Origin of the sequence: Haladaptatus sp. R4 (genome assembly GCF_001625445.1) — an archaeon.
In the GTDB taxonomy this organism is placed as follows: Archaea; Halobacteriota; Halobacteria; order Halobacteriales; family Haladaptataceae; genus Haladaptatus.
Genome location: NZ_LWHG01000028.1, coordinates 262,190 through 286,812 on the forward strand (window position 1 = coordinate 262,190; position 24,623 = coordinate 286,812).

Sequence of the window (24,623 nt, forward strand, 5' to 3'; positions counted from 1 at the left end):
TACTCGGCCTGTTCTAAACGATACTGAATGCCCTTGGGCGAGTGATTGGGTAAAATCGGCTGCCTATTGCTCCATGCGAATCGAGTGAAAGAGAAGTGGACTCGCCGGGATTTGCCATTACAGGTCGTTTCGCAGCCGCTCACGACCTGCACCGAACCTCCGCGCACGCTTCCGTTGTCGCGTGCCGCGAGGCAACCGCGGGGCCTCTCAACCGCCATTGCATGCCACTGGACACCTGCTCTCATCTTTGAAGGCGACAGGACATCGCCACGATGACAACAGAGCTTACACCCGAATCCGCGTTAGAACAGTACTTACAATCACGCCACGACGCTACAACCAGCACTGTCGAAAATCATCGATATCGGCTAAATTACTTTGTCCAATGGTTCGACGAGGAGAGCGACTTGGACAAGTTGTCTTCGCTCAACGGAATGCACTGCGAGCAGTTCAAAAACTGGAGAATGGAAAACTTCGATTTGAATATCGTCACTCTCCAGTATCACATCCAGACTCTCCGCGTGTTCATCAGGTGGTGCGAAAGTGTCGGAGCAGTTCAGGAGGGAATCCCGGAGAGAATCATTGTCCCAACAGTCTCTGATTCTGAAAAGGCGCGTGACGTCCATATTAGCCACGAGAGGGCAATGCAAATCATTGACTACCTTTGCCGGTACGAGTGGGCTTCAACGGCTCATATCGTCTTTCACGTCCTGTATCATACCGGTATGCGACGGTCTTCCCTTCACTCGCTTGATGTAGAAGATTGGCACCCTGACGAGCAGTACTTGGCCGTACGACATCGGCCAACACAGGGAACGGCACTCAAGCTCAAGGGCGAAGGGGAGCGCAACGTCAGCGTAACCGACTCTCGACTGGTACAAGCCCTCGATGACTGGTTTGATACCCAACGCCCGGACGTGAAGGATGAACACGGTAGAGACCCGCTCCTCGCCTCAAAACATGGACGACTCCACTACAAAACAATCTCCAAAATCTCCTACAAAGTTACTCGACCGTGCTACTTCGCCGGGAGTTGTCCGCATAACAGAGACATGGATGAATGCGAGGGTACCTCCTACAAGGGTTATTCAAAATGCCCTGATTCGGTGAGCAGCCATCCACTCAGACGAAGTGCAATCACACATCACCTTGACTCGGATGTGCCGAAGGCCATTGTCTCCGAGCGAATGAATGTCTCCGAGAAGGTTCTTGACCAACATTACGATGCTCGGGATAAGGAGCAGAAACGTCAGAATCGGAGTAAGTATTTAGACGGAATTTAACTCACCATAGGCAGTAAATCGTTTTATTCTGGGTCTTCCCATTCCACTATATGTACATACTTTTCTCGGGGACCGTTACACCATTCACGTTCATCAGGGTCCCAATCAAACTCAAATTCTTCTTCAATTACTCTTAGGGCGTTTTCTATGCTAATACGAGATTCTACATGCCATTTTGTGACACCTATCTGATGAAGGAGCTTCTCAAGGAACGTAATTGAGGATATAGCCGCAAAGTCATGGATTGCATAGCTCATCTCTGTTTCAATCCAAAAATTATGGCTAGCATCATTTCGAACATCTCTAATGAATTGTGCTAGTTTCTCTTGTTCCTCTGTAAACAGTTCTTCATCTGACGCAGTCTGGATTCGATAATATAGTTTACTATCGCTCTCGTTATTTTCCTCTTTTAGAAGATTATCCAGGTATGAGCAGAACCGGATAATGGCCTCTAGAGGTCGTCTGTTATCAGTATGTTCTTCTACTTCACTTATTTCGACCATAGTTAACACCTTATGGCGATTCTCGTAGCCAATTAAGTGATACATCTGTCCCAAGATAGCAGTAAGCACAAATTTTCTCCCTTTTGTTTTCAATTCCCATTGGATGTGTTCCTTAATTTCGCTAAATGTACCAGAAACAGCCATGGCTTCTCCTCTTGCTATATCGAATTGTTTCTCGGCATCCTCTAAATCTTCTTCATCATATTCATAACAATACCGTAATATATGGGTGAAGAATTCTTTCTGATTGCCTTCAATTTTCTCTCTTAACATCTCTCTTGATTCACTTTCATTGGTGGACATCGTGTTTATGAACGGATTGTTTGGTGTTAGCTACATCTTGGTTATATACTCTTTCATTAATTCCTAACAATCACGTCCACTCCGTATGAGTGGGAGTGGAGAAGAATGCATATTTGTTATTTCTCTTGTGAGAGTTGTTGAACACAGAGAGCCGCAGCAACTACCGCGCACGACGTATTTCATGTCAGCGAATTCTCGGCACTGGCATGAGTGGAGTGTGTCTTTGACTTAAAGAGACAACCACTGGCATGGCTGGTTCCGGGTGGTAAATCTAACCATTTTGATATTTTGTGCCGTTAAACTCCAAGATAGTCATCTCTTGAGAGTAATGGTAGAGACAGGTTTGACCCCATCTCAACCCACCGCTGTCAAGGCGTGAAGGCAGGCAGCAACATGGTCGAGACAAATCGCCAGTCGCCGCTATTCCACTCCCGACAGCATCATACAAAAACAATCGCCAACGGTTTAAGCGATTTGCTGGATAAATCCCGGCTCAACAAAGTTTGACGGGAGGTTCATCAGGATATATAATATTAATGCCATTCCTATTAGTTCCTGGCACTGGCATGAGTGGAGTGTGTGCCTCACTTAAAGAAATGGGCACTGGAAGCGGTGGTCCCCCAGTGGGGCGGGTGGTTCCGGAACTATTTTCCGGTATTTTTGGCTTCCTCGAAGAGTAGCCCCAGGATAATTATCAAATCAATTCCCATGGTCGGTTAAAAGCAAAGTGCGGCGTGGAGTCCTGCTCCCCCACTGTGTTAAACACACGCGCCGCCAACTCGCTTCGCCACCACCCAACATCGTCATGTTCTGATGATGCCATCCCCGAGAGAAACCATTTCATGCAGTTTTTTTATAACGCGCCGGTCCCGTCCATATAATATCAGGGGGCCGAGTGACTCCAGAAATATCTCCAGTCTGAGCGCAGTTTTCCGGAAAATCACCCGACGGCATAAAGGGAACTTACCCAAAATTTTTGTGAGCACTAAAAATAGCTGGAGAATAGTATTCATTATGGTTTTCCATATATTATTACTGGTAGAGGACAAGTTTAAACTTATTTTAAATATAATTTGGATTTTCATAAATGTAACGATTCTTTCCACCTCATGTCAGCTGATGCTAGTGATTAAATAGTAGAATGAGATATAAAATCCTATGGTCAATGAGTATCTCGCAAAAACCCTTAAACGTCTTTTCGATGAGTGCCAATCCGCCCAGAACCGAGGCGATACTCACAATGTAGGAACGATATTAGTAAAGGAATTCAATGAGCTTTTGGAACAATATCAACAAGAATATCCAGAAAACACTGTGATTCAATCAATCTCGGTCGTTGAGATGTCTGGAAGGCATAGTAGTATTCATCCTCAAGATGTGCAACAAGTGAAACAAAACTGCCTAAAAATAGCCGACGTTTTGAGTATGGACACCAACGATTTTCGAGAGCCTGCCAATTCAGACAGCTTTGCCACGATTCATCTACAGCAAAATCAACAAGTTGAGCAATCTGTTGGTATTGAGAATATCATTGAGATGGTTGATATGCAACCCATGATGGATGATGAGAAGGAAGAGTTGCGAGACCTAGTTGAACAATATCAAGACGAAATGGAAGAGGACAATCCGGATGCCTCTCGATTGCAGGAATTATATGAAAGGGCCAAAGGATACAGTGAGCAAATCGCCCTGCAGCTTGGAGCTTATGCACTAAAACGTGGAATAGATATTATCCTGCCTCCTTGAACTGACTTAGTTTGGCTACTTTTTGTTAGCTTAAACACACGGAGACCACAACGGGCCACTAATACGACGTTGCCACGAGATTAATTACAGCTCTAATTTAATTTCCCACATCAATACGTAGGTCTTGGTTTCTTTTTGAAATTATAACCAGTAGATGGCACACTAATATTAGTTTCTCCCCGATATTTATCTAAAATGATAAAGAATACTCCGGTGCTTAGCACCATATCTCTCGCCGGGAGAAAATAACTCTTGGTAATGTTCTATCCAGTCATTTCTCGACATTATGATTCAAAAGGAATATGCTGTCTAAACTGGTGGATATTAAATTACATCTGATGTAGTGTCCTCTGGTTGCTGGAGACTGCCACCGCCACCTTCCCCAATGAGATGAAAGAGGAAGGAACCTTTTGGGGTATTACATACCTTTTGGAGGTAGGTGATAGCAGAGAGCTGTAGCTGTATAGCTGTAGCTGTGTTGCTGTGCTGTTCGCTGTGGCGTTACTGTAGCTGTGCTGTGATACTGCTGCTCTCTGTGTTCAATAACCAATACTGTATCATGCCACTTGGTTATGTAATGGCTGTTATACTCTGTTGAGTGTGTTCAAAAATCAACAATGTAATGGAACAGCCTCCATAACCTATAATATGGGCTGCTGTAACTCTTTAGTGGTGAACACTGGAATGTAGTGTCAGCTATACTGCCTCATTCATCATATAGTCCATTTTAATTAGACGGCTCTGTGCGCTATCCTAAGTGGAATTATATCGTGAGATGATGCATACCTCTCACAGTGATACAAATCGCCACAGCACGCAAGCTAGCCACCTTAGAATTGAAACTGGACTGCATCCAGAGCGACAACATCCTCATTTCGTCAAAATAGCAGTGTGAGTCAGGCAATGCTGTCACTGAAGGATATTAACCAAAATCTGTTTGTGCTTAATAATCCAAAATCACTAGTGGCAGGCATAGCTTTCCAAAGACAATATTATATAACTAAAGTACATATTTTCACGCGGACTCAACCAGGCCAATGTCGTGCACACTCCGATGATAAAATCGCATCCCCGATTGATGCATGTTTATGCCATCTTTTTTATAAACGCATTCGACTTTTCAGCATATATAAAAAGGGCCGACTGAGACTGACGATATCACCATTCTACGCGTGGATTTCCGGGATTTTAGTGGTTGTAAACACCTCCGTCTCAAAAAATATATGAGCCAAAAATGGCCTGGATTAAAGATTTGATTTTTCTGACATCATGCACAGGGTGCTGGAGGATAGCAATATCAAAACAGTTGGTAGAGTAAATTCCTGGTAGGAGTGATTGGATGTGTTACTTGATAACGTGCTATTTCAATTGATGTTTCCTAAGATTTCCTCCGTAGCATTGTATATTCGCTCTGCTTGTCCTTCGTGGTCAAGGTCATCGGGATAAGTGATAGTGAGGCGTCCCTGTCGGCTGAGCTTCCTCACGTTCCCTTCTGCATCCTTTGCACTAACTTTGTCTAGGTTGGATACTTCTGCAAGGGCATCAATTATTGTAGTACCTCGCAAATTATTATCTCGACCTGACGTGCTGAATTGAACAAGTCTTGTTGGTTCACTTATTCCATCAACTAATTCAATGATTTCTTCGTCGAGACCATCAGTGTCGTTTTCACCAATACCCTTGAGCTTAATTTTCCGAATAAGATGAGTATTATAGTAGAACGACTGCATCCACTCTGGGGGGAATGTCTCTTGTCTCGAACAATTGAGATTGATTATATCTGTGTCATGGAGAATGTGGTCAATTGCATCTTCCCCATATACACCTTGCCTTGACTGGAAGGCGTAGTATCCATCATCACGAAGGAGGAACTGCATGTCTCGTGCAAAGTAGGCATCTCCCACCTGGACAATGTCTTCCCCATCTTCGCCTTCAGTGAACTGCTGCCTCTCCTCTGCCACCTCTTTCGTAAAGTAGAAATAGAGATAGTCGTCGGTCTTGTGGATGTGTTGGGCATATCGTCTGTTACCCCTACCGCCTTGTATCTCCGCATTCTCAACTTTCTGCTCCATAGCATCAAGATTAGGCAGTGATTCGTCGGCTTCAATTTCTCCCATCCGCAACTTTACCTGAACCATTTCTTCAGTAAGAATAGCATTTCCATGAGTGATAACCTTTTGGGAAATTCTGAGAAGATTTCATCATGGATGTGAACGATAGAATGAATGTAGTTTTACTTCCAGTAAATACGATACACTGTCATGAATAGGAGAACACTCCTCAATTCGATGGCTCTCGGGACGATAACTACTGGACTCGCGGGATGCACTGGGGTTCTTAGCGGAGAGGAGAGCAATGAAGGAAACGGAAAGTGGGGGCTTCCCTCTTGTGAGAATAGTGAGCGCCCAATAGACGTGCGTGGTGCAACTATCGTTGACTCAAATTATGTTGGCTCACGTGATGCGTACAATACTAAAGCTCGTGTTGTCGTGGAGGTTCTCGGAGCAAAAGAGCAAGTAGTGCGTGTCAAGAGTCTAACCATATTGGATAAAGACGGTAATGAGGCCGGTAAGGTAGGTAAAAGCGACAATCTACAACTCAAACCAGGGAGCACGAAAAGTTTTGAGTTTGAATCTCTCATCGGGAAACAGCCTGCCGAAGTTGGGAGTGTAGTTATCCAAGCTCTACCTGTTGGTGAATGGGACGCATCTAGTTTATCTGAATGGCAAAGCGTCGAAAACAAGGGTTGCTCATGAGCAGAAAATTCCATACAGTGGCCAATTGAAGTCACTATTTCAGTGTGTGTGTGTGTGATGGGAGTCTAACTAGCGTACGGAAACGGTCGGGTGTTTCGCATTCCCATGTCTGTTGGATGGGGGTGTGATACCTTAAGGTCCTCTTGAACACAGTGCGGCAACGGCAACCACCACCCAACCATCCTCACGTTGTGGTCATACCATCCCCGATGGATACGGGTTTATGTCAATGTTTTTTATAACGCGCCGAATCGAAATCGCATATAGCTAGGGCCGACTGAGACTGACGATATTACCATTCTACGCGTGGAATAAACTCATCAATTAGATTATATATTATTTGTCCGTGGGGAAAGGATGTTATTTCGATTTTAAAATTTGGCTGAAAAATAGCTTAGACTTCCGGAAATATAGAATACACTATATGACAGATAATATAGACGAACCCACACAAATTTCCACAATGCTTTTTAAATAGATTGTTGATGTTAGTATGTGGCTGAATTTGACCCAACTCTCGGACAAGAGAATAACAAAGAAGATGTCTCGAAATTGGAGTCCCTTTTGGATTTCGAAGAAACGACTGACCCATACCTCAAACGTATCAAAGACCCCGGAACCCCAAAACAGAAAGAGTGCGTCCCAGTGCTCGAAGAACATGCTACCATCGATGAATCTGGCGAAGTTGACGTAACACCAGCACTAACGCACCTACGTGACAAACACGGACAATCATACACACAGAAGGGGTATCTCCACCAAATGCTAGGCCAATTCCTCGTTGTTGTGGACGAAAAGCGTGATACTGAGGATATTGCCAAACGAGTGCTCACGGCATACCAACTCGGCGTTAAAGACGCCGCCCAAACGTAGGCGAAGATTTTTCACCCAGCCTTATACCACATGGTGATATCTAAGCGTTAAAATGGCTGTTTCTTGATTGCATCAAGTGGTACCTCCTTTATCACATATCGAATATATTCCGGCACCTCTTCCAAACTCTCACGAACATCCTTACTGTTCACTGATTTAATCCAGATGTCTGATGCCGTTTGGAAATCACCAATTGGCTTTGTACCCTCATGTTTGAGGACAGGTGTTTCACCGTCGAAAAAGTCGCCTGACTCCATATACTCCCACATCTCTGTGAAAGGCATTTTTTGGGAGTGAATTCGTACAATAGTCCACCCGTTTAACTCTCGATGCCATGGACTCCACATCTTTGCTTTCCCTTTCCACCCTTTTGGTGGGATTTGTTGGGTGGAAATAGAGTGCACCTCGAATAGAGCAGCTCCCTCACCAAATTGTCTCCCCACAAACTCGTCTCTAAGTGCTGCTCCACGGTCTTGGATAGAATCCTGCTCCCAGAGCCATTTAAAATACCCACCAATGAGGATACCAAGCAGGGGAATAGCTATGGCAGATAGAATCTGAAACCAGGTAGTCATTATTGTATCATATTATCTCAAGCATCGTCAAAAAGATATGGTGAGTTGCTGTGTCGCAGTGTGTTTAATCAAATCCCACTGAGATTAAGTGGGACAGCCAACAAGCAATGACAAATGTATCATCTTTCACTTCGGAAAATAATTGTTACGTGGATAGTTGTTGCTCTCATTAGTAGCGGTATTCTCTGGGGAGATTGTAGCTTGTGGGGGAATTGCTCACCTCCGCTTATATTTTCGTTGCTCACCATCGGACTCAGTGTAGTGGGAACGCTTACACTCGCCATTCCCTCAATAATTCCGAGCTTTGGGACAAACAATTGTCTTGAGAATCCAGAAATGTTTAAGGAGCAAATTGGGACCCCTATTAGTCGTCTGAGGGATGGGGAAACCATTCGAAAAGGAGACCCATCGTATAAACTAATCGTGAACTTCATCAAACATTATATTGAGTATCACGGAGAACCGTCCACTATCTCCAAAGGTCGGCGTGGTGCTGGGACTAATCAAATAGAATTCGATGGAGAAGAGATTCATGTCACAATAGAGGGACTCATACGTAAGATTGACCCGTACACAAACTACCTAGATAAGCAACAGGAGAGAAGAGATGCAAAGCAAAAACGGTATTATAGTGTATTGGGCATTGGAATATATCTGCTAGCTATCATTTTTCAAATTGCTAAAGTCGTCATTCCTTCCTAATTACTCTCAATTTCCCGTTGCTTAGCCTAGGGTCTATCTTCAACAAGAACGATAGGGTTCCCCGTAATGAGTACGTCATAATCCACGATTTGCTCAAGCAACTGTTCATCACGTAGGTCATTCACATGCACCTGTTTCGATGTTTCGGGATTCAGTTCGATATAGTCACTAGACACAAAAACAACAGTATCAGATTCATCATAAAACTTGATGTTGACAAAGCAATGGCACGTAGTCATCGAATAGTCATTTGATACCGTTAGTTCTAACGGCGTAGCTGGCTTACCCACTCCATCCCAGTCATTTAATATCCAGTCGGTATCTATGTCGTATGTTACATCATCTAACTTTTCCTTATTCCCACAGGATGTGTCCTGTTCTATAGAGTATTTCACATCATGTATGTTCCTATCGCCGATATTGAGGGGTAATATAATTTGATGCCTCTCCCCAGGCTCCAACATCTTGCACGCATATTCATAACTGTCAAACTGTTTCTCAGGAGCTATCGCATCTTCATATAGTGAAATGGTCAAATCAGCAATGTCAATTCGCTGATTTCCCTTGCATTTCGCAAATGCAGTAAAAACAACGCCGTTTTCGAAAACATGCAATTCATCGCCAAAGAGATACACATATGGCTCCGAAGAGAACATATCTTTGATTTTTCTTTTGAGATATTTGGTGACTTGTGGGCGATTTGAGTAGGGATGATGCTCCACAGTCGCGCTGTTGTTTGTCGTTTTGATGTCAATGTAGCCCGTTTTTGGACGTTGCCCTTTACAAGCCACGATATATTTGGCGGCGTATGTTCTATTTTTCTCAAACGCTGCCTTCGCAAGGTGGATATGAAACTTATCTTTTCTGGATAGGACATTATTTATCGCTATTTCATGCTTTGTTCTGTCGGAGGCCATATATGGGGTCATATTATAACGAATTTCACGATTTGATTCTGGTTCAATCGGTTCTTCATCCGAATGAAACCTCCAATCTTCTGTAATAAGTGTGACATGCGTATCCTCTGCCTGAGAGTAGCCTTTGTTGATTATTTGTAATCGTGGAACAACGTTTATCACATCTCGATATTCTCGTGCCTTATCCCACTCCATCTCCACGACTACTTTAGGTTTGGCAACTCTTTTATATATGCTACCTACTAACGCAATTAGCCCCGAAAGAGAGACAAACGACGCTATAAAGGATATATTGTTTAGAATTAGCTCTTTTAGAGAGTCGAGCATATCCAATTCAATGGTCTCTGGGGAATTAAATCCTAGCTATTATATTGAGCAGTAAACAGAATGAGGCCCAAAACCAGCCCACCGGAGCAACTCATCAGTATAATAAGATTCCTCACGTTTTTGGTTGCCGCAATTGTGCACAGTCGAGAGGATGAATTGACTGTAAAACCCTTTGCCGCAATCATCGCAATGATATGGGTGTTCTAGGCCGAAATCGGAGAGAGACGTTTGCTCGCTCGATACAGTAGACATATGATTAATTACTATTCCTTGCCATAAAAACTTATCGGTGAATTATTCATATAATTTGATGGAGTAACCATCGAACTGTAAAGCCATTACAGCTTCCTCGATGTATCGCAATATGAGTGTTAGTTATATCTCCTAAAATCGACAGAGGGGTGGCTTAAAAAGTCACTACTTCGGTGAGTGGTGGGTGTCTAACTCGTGTCTGTGGACGGTTGGGTGTGCCGCATTTCCATGTCTGTTGGGTGAGGGTGTGATGCTCTCTTGGTCTTTTTTTGAACACAGTGCGGCCCAGCAACGGGACATCATCACAGTCCTTGTGTGGTCTGTCGGCCAACTGTCGGGGTTCACTTCATCCGACTGCTCACAGGAGGATGTCGCGGCATCTAACTTGACCATGGGTGATGCGGTCTCATATCATCGCCTTGGTCTCTCACTGGGTGCCGTTTTGGGTGGCGGAGCACCACCAAGGCGTCTATCGGGGCGGTGGTCTCGGGGGATGTCCTTGATGTGGTCTGCTGGAGAATAAGCCGCTCTCTGTGTTCACCAAAGACCCCGTGTTTTGGGCTGCTGTCATCCACCGCGCGATGGGTTGCTGTCCACCACGGAGCAATGCTCGCTGCCATATCGTCGCTGAGATGCTGCCAACTCCGATATGAGCCATCCAACATACCACAGCGGTGATGCTGCCATCGAGGGTCTGTGATTCACGCGGTCCTCGTCGTGGAGGATGATGCGTTCATAACGCCGCGGTGGTTGTCGTCACGCGCACGTCCTGATGCTGCCAACTGGCGCATGTCTCGTGTGTGCTCTCTCTTCGTTTAGAGAAATGCTGTCATGGTCACTGTCCTGCCTGTCCTTGCTTCTTTATGTTATTTTTCGAGAGTGTCACCACTTGTACCCGGCCCTAGTTATGCTCACTATAGCGTGCTTTCGCCGCATTCACCCTCGGTGAGACAGGTTCGTTTCTGTGTGCCTCCCACAGTTGTCCCCTGTCTCGGGAAATCAACTTCAGAATAGTTGTCAGGCCAATGAAAAGGCCCGTTCACCCTTTCGAGTGACCTTGATTCGCTGCATCTTTCCCCCTCAATTGAGAGGTACTCTCGGAGGAACACCATTCCTCCATCTCCATTCTGCCGTTTATCGACAAGATGGCTTTTCCGTAATAATGCCGGAATGCTAACTTGCTTTGGCGAAGCACAAAGTTATTTTCGCCAAACCGAAACTTTTTTATAGTTCGGGCACCAAGAAAGAAATGTAACATCCTTTCTTGGGTGTGCTTTCCAAAGCCACCTTTCTTAGTTCCCGACAGCGACGCGTGTCGATTGCCGGGAGCGAAAAGTTTAATATTATCTTCGTATGAATGCACTTAATAGCTACGGGTACTTAAAAGTTTGGGTTTCTGCACAGATATATGGCCAGATATCCGAAATGGGATTTGTGACTATTCATGTTATCATGTGTCATACTAAATGATGTAGCTATGGCTATGGAGTTGTTATGATTTTATATAAAATTAATAATAGAAAGCCGTATCAGCTACTTCTGGTGATTGCGCATGAACTCATCACGAGCAATTCTACCCTCTCGGGAGATACGACTTGAGATTTGGCAATTTCCCCCCGGCGCGCTTCGAAAAAATTATCCTCAGTCATATATAGGAAATAAACCCCATGGAGCAGTAGACACATCGCCGCCCTCTGGCGATTATTAGCGACAACCACCACCTCCTTGATTCTGTCCGAATTTTAGAGAATTACCGATATGGCCTGATTCACCCGAGAAAACGGCAGAAGCGCTAGGTCAAATTGCAGAAATAATATAATGGGCTATTTCCTTAAATAAGGAGTTTGGAAGTGAACTCACTATCTGAAATATAAACCCAGTCACTAGAAATATAACGCCGAAAATACCGTCCGCAGTATTAAGCATCTCAACTGTTATTGACATGCTATCGTACCTTTGTTCGGCAATTTCCGCTTTTGGACCTAGATTTTTCTCTTGTATATCAAAGATGATTTCTTGCTCACCTCGAAATAGACCGCGGGCGAGAATAGTAGCACCAACAACATCATAAACGAGACCATAAGTCTGTAGGAATCTTGAGGAATGGTTCAAAAAATCAATTACTATAAAGATAATCAGAACACCGTATACCACAGAGTACCAACTGTATAGACGGTCTTTTAGAGCCTTTGCTAAAAAGTGTTCCAAATTATTTTGATATTCCACTTCAACAATGTTTATCTCCTCTCCATAATCTTTGTCAGAGGAGAACCACCTCAATAACCGTTTCACACAATCATCCATTATTTCTAATATTTTCCCACCAGCATTTGAATGATTTGATTCATATCTGGGATGTACTAGTATCTCACCGTGCTCAAACTCAACGCCTGCTCATCACGGCGGCAAGTTGTGCTGCCGATATCCCAGTATTAACCGACATGATGATGATTGAAAGATTATTGACAATCACCCACCCAATTTGTTGCCAAATTAGGAGAGCGGTGAGTAGTGCGTTTGTTACGAGCAGCATAGCCGTAGCTATTGAGATGTGGTTTGTGCTAATCCTCATTGTTACCCTCTTCCTCGCTGTTTTGAGCGAGTTTGGTACATCCCTTTAGATACTGTTCTCCGAGATAAATGTTATTGTTCTGTCATCTGTATCGGTATGAATACTGGCGTATTCAAGCAGGAGCCAGTACAGGAGGCGAGTTTTTCTGGTGGTGAGTGGCTGGCTCACTGTGTTCAAATACCCTCCCTGCTATGACAACCACTCCCCTTCCCAGCGTTGGCGGGCAACTTCGCCGAGCCGTGCTATCTACAGGCACAAGAACTAACACGCAAAAACTAGTAATGACTACTGTTCGCCTTCAAAGAGTGCGAGTGAAAAATCCAGCTAAGTGCGAGTGAAAGTCACTCCGACACGAGATGCGCATGGACGCGTTATAGGCTAAAATCGGCTGCCTGCTGCTCCTTGTGTATGGAGTGAAAGAGAAGTGGACTCGCCGGGATTTGAACCCGGGGCCTCTCCCATGCCAAGGGAGTGATCTACCACTGATCTACGAGCCCGCGTCTGCATTCACTACTTCCGTGCGACCATTGATAAACCTCTCGAAATCAATGCCACCCCGCGGCGGTGTGACACACCACTCGCTACGAGAAAACGTTGAGACTACTTCGACTGCAACTGCTGAGAGGCAGACTTCGAAAGCCTCCGCCCGCTCGCGGCCCCTTTCATCCCCGCGAGGAACGAGCAGGGAGTTGAAAGACGAAGTCTTTCAGAAGTCCCACCCCACACCGCCACCGCAACCGTCCACATGCCTCCCCAACCGATTCTTCCCTCGTCGCTAGCGCTCCTCAGTCGTCATCCCTCGCACGATTCTGACGAGGCGGCTCGGATGACCGCTGGCTCGCGGGCGTCGCCAGACCCTGTCTGGCTGCCTGCCGAGCAACGCTCGGCAACGTTGCCGCTCGCTTCGAGGTTTCTGCGAAACCTCGCTATCCTCGCCACCTCGTCAGCGCGCGCCATCCGGCTGGACGGACTGGACGAAATCTATCCTTTCCTCGTCGTCCCAATCCTCGCGCCGAAAGTCGTATTCGAAACCCTTTAACCCATAAAAACGAAAATGACCCGTAGGGAACGGCACAGCCGCAAATCCGACGCGTCGTGAGATTTCACGGCTTGGGATTGCGGACGTGCAAGGTGACAAGCGTCACGGTTTGTGATTGCTGTCACATCTGGCGGTACCCATCGCCAGCACTCTCGCGGCTCGTGCAGTTCCTATCCTCAACTATGGCACGAATGCACACGCGACGCCGTGGGTCGTCCGGTTCGGACCGACCTGTGGCAGACGAACCACCGGAGTGGAGCGACGTAGATGCCGACGACGTGGAAGACCGCGTCGTCGAACTCGCGGAGGACGGTTTCAGCCCGAGTCAGATCGGGGGGAAACTCCGCGACGAGGGTGTGACCGGCACGCCCGTCCCCAACGTGAAGCTCGTCACGGGCAAGAAAGTGACCGAGATTCTCGAAGAGAACGACGCAGGTAGCGACCTGCCGGAAGACCTCGAAAACCTGATGGAGCGCGCCGTTCGGCTGCGCGAGCACGTCGACGAGAACCCACAGGACAAACAGAACAAGCGCGCACTGCAGAACACCGAGTCGAAGGTTCGCCGCCTCGTCAACTACTACCGCGGCGACAAGCTCGACGAGGACTTCACGTACACCTACGACTACCAAGTGGAACTCCTCGAATAGATGTCCACGTCCGGCCGAACCGCAGGCGAGGACGCCCTCTCCGCGAGCGACATCGCCGCCACGCTCCGCGACGCCGACTTCGTTCGGATCGTCGCGCACGCGGACGGTGACGCGCTCGCGGCAGGCGGTCTCCTCGCACGTGCCTGCGCGACTGCCGGTATCCCGTTCCAGGTGAGTGCAACCTCGTTCCCCGCCCATCGCGCCGACGCCGGTGACGACGAACTCGTCGTGACGGTCGGCGCACCGGGTGGGAACGTCACGCTCCCCGAACACACGCGACCGACGAGCGTCGTCGCGTTCGACATCGCGACCGAACTCGGTGGGTCGCCCGACCCGGTGCTGGCACTCGCCGGTGCCGTGGCCGCTGGCGTCTCGCCCGGCGCGGGTGACACCGCACGGTTGCTCGACAGGGCGGACCTCACGCGACGGCCCGGCGTTTCGACGCCGACCGAAGACGTCGCCGACGGGGTGGCCCATTCGACGCTCCTGCACGCCGGATTTTCCGGCAACGCCGGGGCGGTGCAAGCCGAACTCGCCGAACTCGACTTACCGGTCGAACTGGACGACGACGCCCACCGAAAGATAGCCTCGCTCGTCGCGCTCTCGGTCGCCGGACCGGAGGGCGCGACGCCGCGAGCGGGCGAGACCGTCCAACGGGCGCTTCGCCCGTACGAACTCGGTGACGACTACCCGTTCGCGACGCTCGGCGGTTACGCCGACGTTCTCGACGCGGTTGCCCAGGAGCAGCCCGGAACCGGCATCGCGCTGGCATTGGGTCACGACGCCCGTGCGCCCGCGCTCGACGCGTGGCGCACGCACTCGACGGCGGCCCACGCGGTGCTCCGGAACGCGACGACGGGTCGGTACGACGGCCTGTTCGTCGCCCGAACGGACGACGTACCGGTCGTGACGGCGGCGCGACTGCTCGGCGATTTCAGATCGCCGGAGCCGATCGCGCTGGTCGTCACCGACGACGAAGCCGCCGCGGTTGCGGTCGGTGACCGCGGCATCGACGATTCGGATTCGCAATCCAATTCGCAGTCGAATTCGACCGCGGGTTCGATTCGAATCCGGACCTCGTCGATCTCGGGAACGCCATGCGAACGGTTGGCTCCCGGCTCGGCGGCGACGGAACGGGAAGCAGACGGCGCGGCTATGCGCGGTTCGACGCGGACGCGAAGGAGTTCCTTTCGGCGTTCCGGGAGGCAGTATGAGACGAGCGACGATCCACACGGAACTGGAGGACGCCGAGCACATCGCGGCGGCGGTCGTCCCCGACAACACGCCCGAAATCGACACGAGCGTGGAGGACGGAACGATTACGACGACCATCGAACGCGAGACGACCGGCGGTCTCCAGACGACCATCGACGATTACGTCGTGAACCTCTCGGTGGCAGCACAGGTAGTACAAACGGCAAACCAACACACTAACACCAACTATGAGTGAACGATCAGTCTCGAAGAAATCACAGGAAAAGCGGTGGTACTCCGTTCTCGCTCCCGAGCAGTTCGATCGAGAGGAGCTTGGAACGACCCCCGCAGACGAACCGGACAAGGTGCTCGGCCGCACCATCGAAACGACGCTTGGCGAACTGACGAACAACGCCAGCGAAAACAACACGAAGTTGACCTTCAAGATCAACGACGTGGGTAGCGACTCCGCGTACACGGAGTTCGTCCGACACGAACTCACCCGCGACTACCTGCGTAGCCTCGTGCGACGCGGTGCCTCGAAAGTCGAGGCGTACATCACGGTGCTGACCTCGGACGACTACCGCGTCCAGATCCAGCCAGTCGCGTTCACGACGAAGAAGGCGGACCACAGCCAGGAGAAGGCCATCCGCCGCACGATGATCGACATCGTGCAGGAGACCGCACAGGAACACACCTTCCAGGACCTCCTCGACGGCGTCGTCGAGGGTCGCCTGTCCAGCGCGATTTACGGCGAGGCGAAGACGATTTACCCGCTCCGCCGCGTCGAAATCCAGAAGGCGACGTTGGAAGCCCACCCCGAAGAGGTTGCCGAGGAAGAGGAAACCTCCGTGGACGTGGACGAAGAAGAAGCCGAAGTCTAAACGCGACGGTTCGATTTTCGTTTTTTGAAAATACAGCGAGACGGGACGGAGTTACTTCTCTTTCACGACGATAGTACCGACCATCCCCCTCGACTCGTGGGGGATACAGAGGTAGGGATACTCTCCGGGAACCTCGAACGTGTGTTCGTACGTCCGGCCTTGAAGAATTCCGCCTTTGCCGTTGTTCCACCCGTCGCGGGCGGCCTGCTCGGAATCGAACCCGCCGGAGGCGAAGTACTCGGTATCGTCCGGAATGAGGTTCTCGTAGGCGGTGACGGTGTGCTGGCGCATCCCCGTGTTCTTCCAGACGACGGTGTCCCCGACCGTCGCCGTGAATTTTTCCGGATGGAAGTCCATCGAACTCGTTCCGATGTCGAAGTCACCGCCCATCGACCGCGATTCGGAACCCATGTTCAGGACGCTCGAACACCCTGCCAAGGTGACTGATGTCGCGCCGACGACCCCGGCTAAAAACGCTCGGCGGTTCATACAGTGGGTTCGGATTGCCCGGCGTATATGTCTCTCGAAACGTCGCTCATCGTCGTCGTACTATCAATAGGGAAACATTCCGCCCGAACCACCCTGTCAGCAGCGTTCTTCGCAAATCCGGTCGATAATGCGTCCGGTCGAGAGGAGTTCATCGTCGTCGTTGTCGGGGTCGAGCGGCGACGCACGCCGAACCACGCAGTCGATGCCACGCCGATCCAGTTCCGCCTCGATGGCCGCATCGTCGTGATGCTGGTCGTATCCCAACACGATGATGTCGGGGTTGAGTTCCTCGATGGGAGCGAAGATGTCCTCGGGATGACCGACGAGCGCATCGTCTACGACACCGAGCGCGTCGATCATGTCCCGCCGCTGTCGGTTGGAAAGGATCGGTCGTTGTTTGTGTGTTACGTTCTCCCGGCGTGCGATAATGACCGATAGTCTGTCGCCCATCCCCGCGGCGTCGCGGAGGTAGTGAACGTGGCCGGGGTGTAGAATGTCGAAGGTTCCTTGTGCGAGTACGTGTGTCACTGGTCTCTCAACTCCTCGTCGATGTCCGCCTGCGTAAAGTCGAAGAACGATTCCGCCTCCGGAAGTTCGACGTCGAGAACGTCGAGTTTCTGGGGGTTCCCCTCCCTGTCGAACGCTTGCCAGTCGTTTCGCTCGTACGGTGCGCCGATGATGATGTGAACGGTACCTTTCTGAAACGTCCCCAGATCGGTATCGCTCGGGCGGAGCACGCCGTTCGGGTGTGAGTGTACCGATCCGACCGCCCTGATGTCGTTCGGGATGGTGCTCGTCTTCACCGTCGCGCTGACGCTGTTCGATTCGGTGCCGGGCATGACGAGTACGTCGGTGATGACCAATCCGTCGCGATCGAGACCGAGGTTTCTCGCCTCCTCGCCACGGAGATAGCCCATGTACTCGTTCGGATAGGCATCGCGGGACGCTTCGAGTGCGAACGTCAACGCACCTTCCGCGATACCAAGAATTTCGTTCGACCGGAACAACCGCATACGCTACACTCCGACCGCCCGCGTTCTAAGCGTTACGAAGGACCGGAGGCCGGACGGTCACGGGCGATCTTCCGAAGGGAAGCCAGTTGCAAAGCGTTAAAAATAGTGCGGCCGAAGAGACGCACAAGATGAATCCCGCTGATACTGACCCCGGTGATGGACCGGGTAATCCCGTCGTTTACGAACTCGCGGCGGATTGCACCCTCTCTGATATTTCCGAGGGCGAACGATACCACGCCGTCGTCAACGGCGTCGTCGATTATGGTGTGTTCGTCGACCTTTCGGACTCTGTCTCGGGTCTCGTTCACGAATCGAACCTCTCTACTGACTACGATGTCGATGACAGTCTCGTCGTCGAACTCCTCGAAGTGCGTGAGAACGGCGACTTGAGTTTCACGCCGGTCGACGTAGACGTAGACGACGCCGAAACCGTCGCCGTCGCTCACGAGTACGAAGTCGCCGAAACGGGGAACCTCGCCGACCAAGTCGGCGATACCGTTCACCTCGAAGGCGAAGTCGTCCAGATCAAACAGACCGGCGGTCCGACCATCTTCCACGTCAGCGACCCCACGGGCGTCGTCCCGTGTGCCGCCTTCGAGGAAGCGGGCGTCCGCGCACATCCCGAAATCGAAATCGAGGACATCGTTCACCTCGTCGGCGTCGTCGAAGAACGCGAAGGCTCCCTCCAAGTCGAAGTCACGTCACTCACCGCGTTGGAAGGCGACGAAAAGGCCGTCGTCAGCGACCGGATCGAAACGGCGCTGGACGAACGTGCGGAACCCCACGAGACCGAACCCCTCATCGAGTGGCCCGCCCTCGAACAGTTGTTCCCCGACCTCCGAGAGATCGCAAAACAGCTCCGCCGAACGGTGCTCGAAAGCCGCCCGATTCGAGTCCGTCACCACGCCGACGGCGACGGCATGTGTGCCAGCCTCCCGGTCGAACTCGCGCTGAAGCGGTTCATCGAGGAGACCCACCAAGCGCCCGAGGCCAAGCGCCACCTCTTCAAGCGCCTGCCGAGCAAGGCACCGTTCTACGAGATGGAGGACGTGACCCGTGACCTGAACTTCGCGCTCGAAGACCAGGCACGACACGGACAGAAACTCCCCCTCTTGCTCATGCTCGACAACGGGAGCACCGAGGAGGACGTTCCGGCCTACGCGAACCTCGCCCACTACGATATCCCGATTCTCGTGGTCGACCACCACCACCCCGACCCGGAAGCGGTGGACCCGTACATCGACGGCCACGTCAACCCGTACCTCTACGACGAGGATTACCGCATCACGACGGGTATGATGTGCGTCGAACTCGCGCGGATGATCTCGCCGGACATCACGGACGAACTCCGTCACGTTCCCGCCGTCGCCGGAATCTCGGACCGCTCCAAGGCGGACGCGATGACCGACTACGTCGAACTGGCCGAATCGGAGGGCTACTCCGAGGAGTTCCTCACCGACATGGGCGAGGCGCTCGATTACGGCGCGTTCTGGCTCAAGTACGACCCCGGACGCAACCTCATCAACGACGTTCTGAACGTCGATTGTGACGACGAGGAGCGCCACCGCGAACTCGTCACGTTCCTCTCCGAGCGCGCCGAGGCGGACACCGAAAAACAACTCGACGCCGCGATGCCCCACGTCAAACACGAACGACTGGCGAGCGAGGCACATCTGTACCGCGTGGACGTCGAAAACCACGCGTACCGATTCACCTACCCGCCACCGGGGAAGACGACCGGCGAAATCCACGACCGCAAGGTGAAGGAGACGGGCGAACCCGTCATCACCATCGGCTACGGACCGGATTTCGCCGTCCTCCGCAGTGACGGCGTCCGACTCGACATCCCCGAAATGGTCACCGAACTCAACGAGGAAGTCGTCGGCGGTGGCGTCAGCGGTGGCGGCCACCTCGTCGTCGGGAGCATCAAGTTCGTCAAGGGAATGCGAGAGCAGGTGCTCGACGCGCTCGTCGAGAAGATGGCCGACGCGGAACTCGACGAGGAACTCCAGAGCACGACGGTCGGACACCAGCAGGACGACTGAAACCGAACTGAGATCACCTCGGTTCTACGACTCGAACCGAATCTCCCGTTTTGCGATCCAAACCGCGCCAGCGATGGCTATCGTCACGAACGCGGCGAGACCCACCGGGAATCGGTCCTCCCTCCTTCCCCAATCGGCTTCGAAGGCGTGGCTGTAATATTTCCCTGCTGCCTTCCCGTGGAGCACGATTGCGACTTCCCGGTTTTCCCGAGCGGAGTTGTTGTTCCAGTTGAGACTCCCGACGACGACGTGTCGCCGGTCCACGATGACGCCCTTCGCGTGAATCTTCTCGTAGTCGTGTGGTGATGCGAGTTCGGCTTCCAGCGGCAGTCCCTCGGCGTCGGCCCGCTCGTTCAACCAGCGTACGACCCGCTGGTTGTCGTCGTGGACGTACCATGCGTTGCTGAGGAGCACTCGTACCGCCACGCCCCGTCGCGCCGCGGCGAGCGTCGCCCGGATGAACGGTTGGTGGATACTCCCGACGGTCATCTGTTGGACGTCGATGGAATCGTTCGCGGAGCGGAGCAACGAGAGAACACCGCTTTCCGCGTCGTCCGGTGCGGCGAGCACGCTCACGGCGTCGACACGCTTCGCCGGAAATTTCGTCGGGTAGCTCTCGTTCGCCGCCGTCGTCGGATTGAACGACCGCCCCTCCCTGAACGACTGCCACGGCGTCGTGACGTACCACGACGTGTCGGCGTCGAATATCGCTTCGAGATTGTCGACGGCCTCACCACCGACGACTGCTCCCCACCCACGGCTGGAGTGCCCGCCGACACCCGCGGGTTTCCAGTTCTCGGTCATCACGATTGCCTCGTCGTCGGCGATGGCGTACTTCGCGTGGTGGAAGTCATAGCGCCCTCGTTCTCCGCCGATGACATCGACGGTGACGCCGTGGTTGGTGAGTCTATCGAGCACCGCCGCTTCCCGAGTGGAAATGCCGCCTACGGGGGCATCGTCCACGAGAACGTGAACCTTCACGCCTCGATTCGCTGCCGCAATGAGGAGGTCCGTAATTCGTCGTGAAGTGAACGAGTAGCCCGCGAGGAGGAGCCGTCGTTTGGCCGAACGGAGCGTTTCGACGGGAACGTTCGGGTCGTCCGGAAGCACGAACACGCGAGCGGTCGCGGCGTCGGAGCGGGTAACCGTGAAGTTCGTCGCACCCAACGGCCGCCACGACTGCGTGAACGGCCGCCAGCACTCCGACTCCGGCGCATCGACGTAGGTGACCGAATCGACGTCCGTTTCCGAACCGTCGCCGGTCGTTCGCCCAAGCGTCACCGTCTCGCCCGAATTCGCGAGGGAGAGGTTTTCGAGCGGGAGGACGCGAAACGACGTGAGATTCTCGGTGCGATTCGGTGCAGTGGAGAACGCGACCGTACCCGAAACGGTTCGATTGGATAGGGAGGACGTCGATTGTTCGTCCGACAGCGTCCACGCCGAGAGGGTCGTCTTTCGCGGGAAGGTGACGACGACGAACTCCCCGGCGTCGTCCATCGCCACCGGGTTTGGGTACACGGCGACGATGTGCGGTGAGGCAGATGAGTGGTTCGTCGTTCCGGAGGAGGAGGTACTTGTTCCGGATGGAGTCGTCGTACTCGTCGTGCCGGTTGCCGTTGCGCTCGTGCCGGTTGCCGTGGTGGTCGTCGCAACACCCGTTGCTGAAACTGGCAGGAGAGCGAGCACCAGGAGGACGGCGAGCGCGACTCTGGCGAACACGGGGAGGAGTGGTTTCGCCTTCTGATATAAACGCTCGGAACGGTGGATTTTTGTCCACCACCTTCGCCTTGTCTATATGATGGACGTTCCGATTATACTCGAATTGGCGGGCTATGCTCTCGGTGCTCTGGGTGCCGTTCTCGTCTTCTTCGAGTTCTTCCAGATTCCGGACTACATCGAGTACGACCCGGATTACAACGATTACACCATCGACATGTCGCCGATGGAAGTGAGACAGTACACGTGGGTCGGCCGCGTCGGCGCGTTCTGTATCGCACTCGCGTTCGCGCTCGAATTCTTTGCCACGTTCCTCGCTCAGTGAACCGGGTGAACGATTTCGCGGCAGTCGGGGCATTCGGCGAAGCGCTCCGAACCCTCTTCGGTGTCGTATTCGATGAGAAGATACCCTCTAGTGATGTCGCTCCCGCAGTTCGGACACATCCCGAGTGGCGCGGATTCGGTCGCCATTTTGACCTCTTGGGAAGAGAACGGTCATCGATGGTCTTTGTTATTGACCGATTACTCGGGAGTAAGCGGTCCTTACCGGCAGACTACAACGCCTTCTCGGCTTCGCTCTGGACGATGTACGCCCGGTCGTCGGAGTACTCCCGGACCGCGTCGAGCGCCGTTTCCGTGCCGATCTGGTTCAGCGCCCACGCGGCACTGGCACGAACCGAATCGGACTCGTCGTCCGCCAGCGTCTCCGAGAGCGGTTTGATCGCACGTGTGTCGCCGATGAGACCGAGTGAACGGGCGGCGTAGCTTCGAACTTCCTCGTCCTCGACCACGAGTTGGTCGGCAACGTCCTGCGTGACTTCCTCGCTGCCGATTTCGCCGAGCGCCTTGATGACGGTCTTCGCCATTCCGGGGTCGGCATCGACGTAGTCGATGATCGAATCGATGGCTTCCTCGCTGCCGATCTTCCCGAGGATACGGATGGCGTCCTTGTCACGGCGACCGGCGCGCTGGAGCATGGGTTCGACGGCTTCCTCGTTGCCCATCCGTTCGAGCGCTTCGAGGCAGTGTCGTTCCATGTAGTTCGACTGCAAGGAATCGAGCGCGAGGAGCACCATGTCGACGCGGTCGCGTTTCTCCCAGATTTTGAGCGCGTGCCACTCCGGCGGGTAGTCCTTGCGGTAGTTGAGAACGTCGTAGTAGCCTTCACGCCTGAGTTGCTCCCGGGTGCTCAGGTCGCTCCATTCCTCGGCGTCGTCGATGCCCGACTGCAGTTCGTCGGTCGCATCGAGAAGCGTATCGATGGTTTCCGCGTCCTCGTCCGGATCGAGTTCCGCCTCCTCGACGGCGCTCGCCGTGTCTCCGAGCACTTCCGCGAGGTCGTCCGAATTACGGGTGAGGGTAACGCTGAAATCCGTTCCGATCGCCTCCTGTACCGTATCGACGAACGACTCGACGACCTCCACGAGTTCCGCGCTCCCGTCGACCGTCCAGCGGGTGTCCTCGACGGTCGAGATAGCGTCCTCGATGTCGCCGATAACGTCCTCGGCGTACGGACCGCGTTGGTCTTCGAGTTCGTCACGAAGGTCCGAGAGGAACATCTCCAGTTCCTCGCGCGGGTCCTCCACGTCCTCGTCTTCGTCTTCCTCTTCGTCCGGTTCGTCCGGTTCGGGGAGGTCCGCCGCTTCGAGTTCCTCCTCGATGTCGTCCAGTTCTTCTTCGACGACGTCGAGGTCGGCTTCCGTCTCGGCGTCTTCGAGGTCGGCTTCCGCGCTTTCGAGCCGATTTTCGATGGATTCCGCCGTCTCCTCCGGCGTTTCCTCTTCAGATTCTTCCTCGGATTCTTCGATTTCTTCGGTTTCGGACTCCACTTCGGCTCGGACTCTTCGGTTTCCTCGACTTCGGAATCCTGTGGCCCCTCGGCTTGAATTTCGTCCTCGGATTCGGCATCCTGCGTTTCCTCGGCACCATCGTCGCTCATGCGTCCACCCCCGGCTGTGCCGTTTTACTCATATGCGAAAAATTCGGCCCGTAGCCATCAAGAGCGTTTCCCTTCTGTCGTCTTCGCAGGTGTCGGTTTTCCTTCCGTCTTCCGCCAGTAGAATCCCGGCGAGAGGACGAGATACGCCAGTGCAAGCGACACCAGCGCGTACGGGAACGTCCGGCCTTTGAAATTGGGAATGAGGACCGCGAGCGAGTGGACGACGCCCATGATGAGCGCATCACGCGCCAGCAGGTCGGGATACGTGATCGTCGAGACCATCAACCCGGAGAGGACGACGGTGAGCGCGACGAGGACGGTGGGGTCGGTGAACCCCGCGAGGACGCCAGCAGCGAGGATGATGGACGCGAGCGTCGTCGGGATTCCCTCCGTCACGTCGTCGTCGGTGTCGTAGGCCGTATACAACCCGAGTCTGACGATCGCCATGGCGACGAACAGCGCCCCGGCGAGCATCGATACTCCCACGCGAAGCGTGTCGAATCCCCACGTCTCGCGCACGACGGCGACGACCAACACCGCCGGGGCGACCGAAAACGACGCGACGTCGGCCAACGAATCCAGATACGGCCCGGCCGCCGAACTCCCATAGCGGCGGGCGAGCACGCCGTCCAATCCGTCCGCCACCGCCCCCAGTAGGACGAGGCGCGCCGCCAGTCGCGGGTTCGTGGCTGCGAGCGAAATCGCCAGAAAGCCGAGCGCGGCGTTCGAAACCGTCACCGCGTCGGCGAGCGAAAGACGACCCACGAACCGAGGCTTCATACTCGGCGGGTAGTGCGAGCGTGAGTGATACCTCTTTTGAAATCACCCCGGACTGTCGAACGATAGAA

22 protein-coding genes and 1 tRNA gene are annotated in these 24,623 nt (G+C 52.6%); 10 read left to right on the forward strand and 13 right to left on the reverse strand.

The window, feature by feature from the left end; all coding sequences use genetic code 11:
* The first annotated feature begins 272 nt into the window (after window positions 1-272).
* Entirely contained in the window at window positions 273-1,283 is a 1,011-nt protein-coding gene (locus A4G99_RS16345; protein ID WP_066145929.1) for a site-specific integrase, read from the forward strand.
* A gap of 23 nt (window positions 1,284-1,306) precedes the next feature.
* Here A4G99_RS16345 and A4G99_RS16350 read toward each other — a convergent pair whose 3' ends face one another.
* Window positions 1,307-2,089 carry a DUF4145 domain-containing protein gene (locus A4G99_RS16350; RefSeq protein ID WP_150123130.1) on the reverse strand — a complete coding sequence of 261 codons (783 nt, stop codon included), beginning with the start codon at window positions 2,087-2,089 and terminating at the stop codon, window positions 1,307-1,309.
* A 1,158-nt stretch (window positions 2,090-3,247) separates the two neighbouring features.
* On the opposite strand from A4G99_RS16350, the gene A4G99_RS16360 reads away from it, so the two are divergent.
* Entirely contained in the window at window positions 3,248-3,835 is a 588-nt protein-coding gene (locus A4G99_RS16360; protein WP_066145938.1) for a hypothetical protein, read from the forward strand.
* A 1,364-nt stretch (window positions 3,836-5,199) separates the two neighbouring features.
* Here A4G99_RS16360 and A4G99_RS16365 read toward each other — a convergent pair.
* Complete coding sequence (locus A4G99_RS16365; RefSeq protein ID WP_066145941.1) at window positions 5,200-5,973, reverse strand: hypothetical protein; 774 nt, start codon at window positions 5,971-5,973, stop codon at window positions 5,200-5,202.
* Between the two features lie 150 nt (window positions 5,974-6,123).
* Between A4G99_RS16365 and A4G99_RS25240 the strand changes: the two genes are divergently transcribed.
* Window positions 6,124-6,591, forward strand: a complete 468-nt coding sequence (locus A4G99_RS25240) for a hypothetical protein (RefSeq protein WP_190303787.1) — start codon at window positions 6,124-6,126, stop codon at window positions 6,589-6,591.
* Window positions 6,592-7,086: 495 nt separating this feature from the next.
* The gene (locus tag A4G99_RS25245; protein ID WP_150123132.1) at window positions 7,087-7,464 is read left to right on the forward strand and encodes a hypothetical protein; all 378 of its coding nucleotides are present in this window, start codon (window positions 7,087-7,089) and stop codon (window positions 7,462-7,464) included.
* A gap of 47 nt (window positions 7,465-7,511) precedes the next feature.
* On the opposite strand, the gene A4G99_RS16375 is transcribed toward A4G99_RS25245, so the two are convergent.
* Window positions 7,512-8,039 carry a hypothetical protein gene (locus A4G99_RS16375; protein WP_066145946.1) on the reverse strand — a complete coding sequence of 176 codons (528 nt, stop codon included), beginning with the start codon at window positions 8,037-8,039 and terminating at the stop codon, window positions 7,512-7,514.
* A gap of 261 nt (window positions 8,040-8,300) precedes the next feature.
* Here A4G99_RS16375 and A4G99_RS16380 point away from each other — a divergent pair, with 261 nt between their 5' ends.
* A complete protein-coding gene (locus A4G99_RS16380) occupies window positions 8,301-8,741 on the forward strand; it encodes a hypothetical protein (RefSeq protein WP_150123133.1) in 441 nt (146 codons plus the stop codon).
* Between the two features lie 26 nt (window positions 8,742-8,767).
* On the opposite strand, the gene A4G99_RS16385 is transcribed toward A4G99_RS16380, so the two are convergent.
* From A4G99_RS16385 to A4G99_RS16400, 3 genes are all read right to left on the reverse strand, one after another.
* Complete coding sequence (locus A4G99_RS16385) at window positions 8,768-9,985, reverse strand: hypothetical protein (RefSeq protein WP_150123134.1); 1,218 nt, start codon at window positions 9,983-9,985, stop codon at window positions 8,768-8,770.
* Between the two features lie 2,049 nt (window positions 9,986-12,034).
* A complete protein-coding gene (locus tag A4G99_RS16390) occupies window positions 12,035-12,541 on the reverse strand; it encodes a hypothetical protein (RefSeq protein WP_066145956.1) in 507 nt (168 codons plus the stop codon).
* Between the two features lie 693 nt (window positions 12,542-13,234).
* Window positions 13,235-13,306 (reverse strand) — tRNA-Ala (locus tag A4G99_RS16400).
* A gap of 724 nt (window positions 13,307-14,030) precedes the next feature.
* Between A4G99_RS16400 and A4G99_RS16410 the strand changes: the two genes are divergently transcribed.
* The 3 genes from A4G99_RS16410 (at window position 14,031) to A4G99_RS16425 (ending at window position 16,573) form a co-directional block, all read left to right on the forward strand.
* Entirely contained in the window at window positions 14,031-14,495 is a 465-nt protein-coding gene (locus A4G99_RS16410) for a 30S ribosomal protein S15 (protein ID WP_066145966.1), read from the forward strand.
* A gap of 1,210 nt (window positions 14,496-15,705) precedes the next feature.
* Window positions 15,706-15,945 (forward strand): KEOPS complex subunit Pcc1, encoded by a 240-nt coding sequence (locus A4G99_RS16420; RefSeq protein WP_066145968.1) that lies wholly within the window; start codon window positions 15,706-15,708, stop codon window positions 15,943-15,945.
* Complete coding sequence (locus A4G99_RS16425) at window positions 15,938-16,573, forward strand: 30S ribosomal protein S3ae (protein ID WP_066145971.1); 636 nt, start codon at window positions 15,938-15,940, stop codon at window positions 16,571-16,573. The genes A4G99_RS16420 and A4G99_RS16425 overlap by 8 nt, the downstream gene beginning before the upstream one ends.
* A 51-nt stretch (window positions 16,574-16,624) precedes the next feature.
* Here the strand turns inward: A4G99_RS16425 and A4G99_RS16430 are convergent, their stop codons facing one another.
* From A4G99_RS16430 to A4G99_RS16440, 3 genes are all read right to left on the reverse strand, one after another.
* Window positions 16,625-17,062 (reverse strand): plastocyanin/azurin family copper-binding protein, encoded by a 438-nt coding sequence (locus A4G99_RS16430; protein WP_066145974.1) that lies wholly within the window; start codon window positions 17,060-17,062, stop codon window positions 16,625-16,627.
* A gap of 96 nt (window positions 17,063-17,158) precedes the next feature.
* Window positions 17,159-17,590: an adenylyltransferase/cytidyltransferase family protein gene (locus tag A4G99_RS16435; protein WP_066145977.1), complete on the reverse strand. Its 432-nt coding sequence runs from the start codon at window positions 17,588-17,590 to the stop codon at window positions 17,159-17,161.
* The gene (locus tag A4G99_RS16440) at window positions 17,587-18,075 is read right to left on the reverse strand and encodes a Mov34/MPN/PAD-1 family protein (protein ID WP_066145980.1); all 489 of its coding nucleotides are present in this window, start codon (window positions 18,073-18,075) and stop codon (window positions 17,587-17,589) included. Before A4G99_RS16440 ends, A4G99_RS16435 begins: the two co-directional genes overlap by 4 nt.
* A 128-nt stretch (window positions 18,076-18,203) precedes the next feature.
* Between A4G99_RS16440 and A4G99_RS16445 the strand changes: the two genes are divergently transcribed.
* Window positions 18,204-20,120, forward strand: a complete 1,917-nt coding sequence (locus A4G99_RS16445) for a DHH family phosphoesterase (protein ID WP_066145983.1) — start codon at window positions 18,204-18,206, stop codon at window positions 20,118-20,120.
* A 24-nt stretch (window positions 20,121-20,144) separates the two neighbouring features.
* Here the strand turns inward: A4G99_RS16445 and A4G99_RS16450 are convergent, their stop codons facing one another.
* Window positions 20,145-21,839 carry a phosphatidylserine/phosphatidylglycerophosphate/cardiolipin synthase family protein gene (locus tag A4G99_RS16450; protein WP_223301929.1) on the reverse strand — a complete coding sequence of 565 codons (1,695 nt, stop codon included), beginning with the start codon at window positions 21,837-21,839 and terminating at the stop codon, window positions 20,145-20,147.
* 76 nt (window positions 21,840-21,915) lie between these two features.
* Between A4G99_RS16450 and A4G99_RS27415 the strand changes: the two genes are divergently transcribed.
* Window positions 21,916-22,161 carry a hypothetical protein gene (locus A4G99_RS27415; RefSeq protein ID WP_223301930.1) on the forward strand — a complete coding sequence of 82 codons (246 nt, stop codon included), beginning with the start codon at window positions 21,916-21,918 and terminating at the stop codon, window positions 22,159-22,161.
* Here the strand turns inward: A4G99_RS27415 and A4G99_RS26060 are convergent.
* From A4G99_RS26060 to A4G99_RS16465, 3 genes are all read right to left on the reverse strand, one after another.
* Window positions 22,155-22,307 carry a hypothetical protein gene (locus A4G99_RS26060; RefSeq protein WP_190303788.1) on the reverse strand — a complete coding sequence of 51 codons (153 nt, stop codon included), beginning with the start codon at window positions 22,305-22,307 and terminating at the stop codon, window positions 22,155-22,157. The genes A4G99_RS27415 and A4G99_RS26060 overlap by 7 nt on opposite strands.
* A gap of 83 nt (window positions 22,308-22,390) precedes the next feature.
* Window positions 22,391-23,665: a HEAT repeat domain-containing protein gene (locus tag A4G99_RS16460; RefSeq protein ID WP_066145990.1), complete on the reverse strand. Its 1,275-nt coding sequence runs from the start codon at window positions 23,663-23,665 to the stop codon at window positions 22,391-22,393.
* 167 nt (window positions 23,666-23,832) lie between these two features.
* On the reverse strand, window positions 23,833-24,555 hold the full coding sequence (locus A4G99_RS16465; RefSeq protein WP_066145993.1) for a protein sorting system archaetidylserine synthase: 723 nt from the start codon (window positions 24,553-24,555) through the stop codon (window positions 23,833-23,835).
* Window positions 24,556-24,623 lie beyond the last annotated feature (68 nt).

Bases quoted from the DNA above. Each gene is read 5' to 3' on its own strand.
- A4G99_RS16345 (WP_066145929.1), top strand. From the start codon at position 273: ATGACAACAGAGCTTACACCCGAATCCGCGTTAGAACAGTACTTACAA.
- A4G99_RS16350 (WP_150123130.1), bottom strand. From the start codon at position 2,089: ATGTCCACCAATGAAAGTGAATCAAGAGAGATGTTAAGAGAGAAAATT.
- A4G99_RS16360 (WP_066145938.1), top strand. From the start codon at position 3,248: ATGGTCAATGAGTATCTCGCAAAAACCCTTAAACGTCTTTTCGATGAG.
- A4G99_RS16365 (WP_066145941.1), bottom strand. From the start codon at position 5,973: ATGGTTCAGGTAAAGTTGCGGATGGGAGAAATTGAAGCCGACGAATCA.
- A4G99_RS25240 (WP_190303787.1), top strand. From the start codon at position 6,124: ATGGCTCTCGGGACGATAACTACTGGACTCGCGGGATGCACTGGGGTT.
- A4G99_RS16375 (WP_066145946.1), bottom strand. From the start codon at position 8,039: ATGACTACCTGGTTTCAGATTCTATCTGCCATAGCTATTCCCCTGCTT.
- A4G99_RS16385 (WP_150123134.1), bottom strand. From the start codon at position 9,985: ATGCTCGACTCTCTAAAAGAGCTAATTCTAAACAATATATCCTTTATA.
- A4G99_RS16390 (WP_066145956.1), bottom strand. From the start codon at position 12,541: ATGGATGATTGTGTGAAACGGTTATTGAGGTGGTTCTCCTCTGACAAA.
- A4G99_RS16410 (WP_066145966.1), top strand. From the start codon at position 14,031: ATGGCACGAATGCACACGCGACGCCGTGGGTCGTCCGGTTCGGACCGA.
- A4G99_RS16420 (WP_066145968.1), top strand. From the start codon at position 15,706: ATGAGACGAGCGACGATCCACACGGAACTGGAGGACGCCGAGCACATC.
- A4G99_RS16425 (WP_066145971.1), top strand. From the start codon at position 15,938: ATGAGTGAACGATCAGTCTCGAAGAAATCACAGGAAAAGCGGTGGTAC.
- A4G99_RS16430 (WP_066145974.1), bottom strand. From the start codon at position 17,062: ATGAACCGCCGAGCGTTTTTAGCCGGGGTCGTCGGCGCGACATCAGTC.
- A4G99_RS16440 (WP_066145980.1), bottom strand. From the start codon at position 18,075: ATGCGGTTGTTCCGGTCGAACGAAATTCTTGGTATCGCGGAAGGTGCG.
- A4G99_RS16445 (WP_066145983.1), top strand. From the start codon at position 18,204: ATGAATCCCGCTGATACTGACCCCGGTGATGGACCGGGTAATCCCGTC.
- A4G99_RS27415 (WP_223301930.1), top strand. From the start codon at position 21,916: ATGATGGACGTTCCGATTATACTCGAATTGGCGGGCTATGCTCTCGGT.
- A4G99_RS26060 (WP_190303788.1), bottom strand. From the start codon at position 22,307: ATGGCGACCGAATCCGCGCCACTCGGGATGTGTCCGAACTGCGGGAGC.
- A4G99_RS16465 (WP_066145993.1), bottom strand. From the start codon at position 24,555: ATGAAGCCTCGGTTCGTGGGTCGTCTTTCGCTCGCCGACGCGGTGACG.